Annotated in this window: 2 protein-coding genes; both read right to left on the minus strand. The window is 59.5% G+C overall.

The window, feature by feature from the left end; translation table 11 throughout:
• Positions 1–1,284: hypothetical protein (locus KDK18_RS07175; RefSeq protein ID WP_257254198.1), on the minus strand; the 1,284-nt coding region annotated here is incomplete at its 3' end.
• Positions 1,220–1,461: hypothetical protein (locus KDK18_RS07180; RefSeq protein WP_257254199.1), on the minus strand; the 242-nt coding region annotated here is incomplete at its 5' end. The genes KDK18_RS07175 and KDK18_RS07180, both read right to left, overlap by 65 nt.

Here is a 1,461-nt window from a genome sequence, read left to right on the forward strand (position 1 = left end):
AATCACATCCGAACCGCCCTGGCCCTCCACCATGACCCCAAACTGTCGGCGGGAGGCCGCCCGGTTCTCATAGTAGTAAGTATCCAGCCGCAAGGCTTCCAGGTTGATACTGTCGTCCCCGCGCGTTCCTGACAGTAGCAGACCGTCCGCCATTACGGCTACCCTGCCAAAGGTGCCCAGTGACTGGTAACTATCGAGGATGACCTGGTAGAGCGTTTGGTGTTTTGGGCTATAAACGACCGAAGCCGTTGACTCAAGCGGCCGGGCATTCCGGGTTGTGCTCTTTTTCCTGACCGTGGTTTGACCAATAATCAGTTGCTGGGCATCGTGCTCCTTGTCAGGCAGGCCGAACAACAGTTTTTGTTGATGGAAATACCGGCCCCGGTAATCTATCCAGGCCACTCGGGTTCGGGCATAGCCGGGGCGCAGCTTGAGGGCGATCAGTCGGGTGTCGGCCAGCAGTCGGCGAGCGCTTATTGGCACGGAACGCATGGCCTGGTTGAAATCCTGCCAGGTCGAGAAGATCAGGCTGTCGGAGGGTTGCCTGGGCCCCATCAGGCTCAGGTCCAGCGCCACCAGGGACAGTTGTTTCCGGTTGGCCAGGTATTTAGCCCGCGGGGTCTTGATGCTCCATGCCTGGTCAATGGGTTCCCACTGGTATCGGCCTCGCAATTCGTTGCCACCCGGGAAGTCGTAACGGCAGGGAATGGAGACCAGGTTCTTGAACTCGCTAGGTATCCCGGTCAGAACGGCACCAGCCTTCCCACAAAAGGGATGGCCTTTTGCACCTTGGTCAGGCCGTGGGAAAAACTGGAAAGCTTGCTTTTTGCGGGTATCCGACAGGGCGAGCAGCTGGCCGTCGTCATTGACCGTAATCTTGAATTTGTCGCGTTTTTTGGCCGCCAGCAGGGTGTCACCGTCCGGGAAGTACCAGAGATCCAGTGTCCTGAAGGGGTTGAACAAGGTGTGGTTGGCGACCGGGGTTGTCAGGGGTACCAGACCTACTGTTGCTGAGAACTCCTGCCGGGCCTGTGCCACCCTGGTGCGCAACACTCCCTTGATGTCAGTGATGAAGGCCCGGGCACTGGCGTTGGTCCAGGCCGTGTCGGGGTGATCCAGGGTCACTTTGAACAGGATTGTCTTGACCATTTGGCCCAGGTCCAGGCTCGTCATCGTCACGCCGGATCGGGGGGTGAACTGACGCACACTCAGGGTATCGTTAGACTTGGCGACGGTCTGCCCGGTGGCCTTGAGTTGCCAGTGTGCAAAGGGTTCTGTTTCCATCGGCAGGTTTTCGCTGACCACCCGGGTGTTGTCCCAGGCCTCGTCCGGTATCCACAGCTGGAAGCCACTGTGGGTATCGGCCAGGAGACTGCCGGAGTGCGCCTGCACACGGGAAAAGACCGGGTGTTTGGCCATCTGTGCTACCGTCCGCTGCTCGCCCGCCGGGCGGATCACCTG

The sequence above is a fragment of the Endozoicomonas sp. SESOKO3 genome (assembly GCF_024606255.1).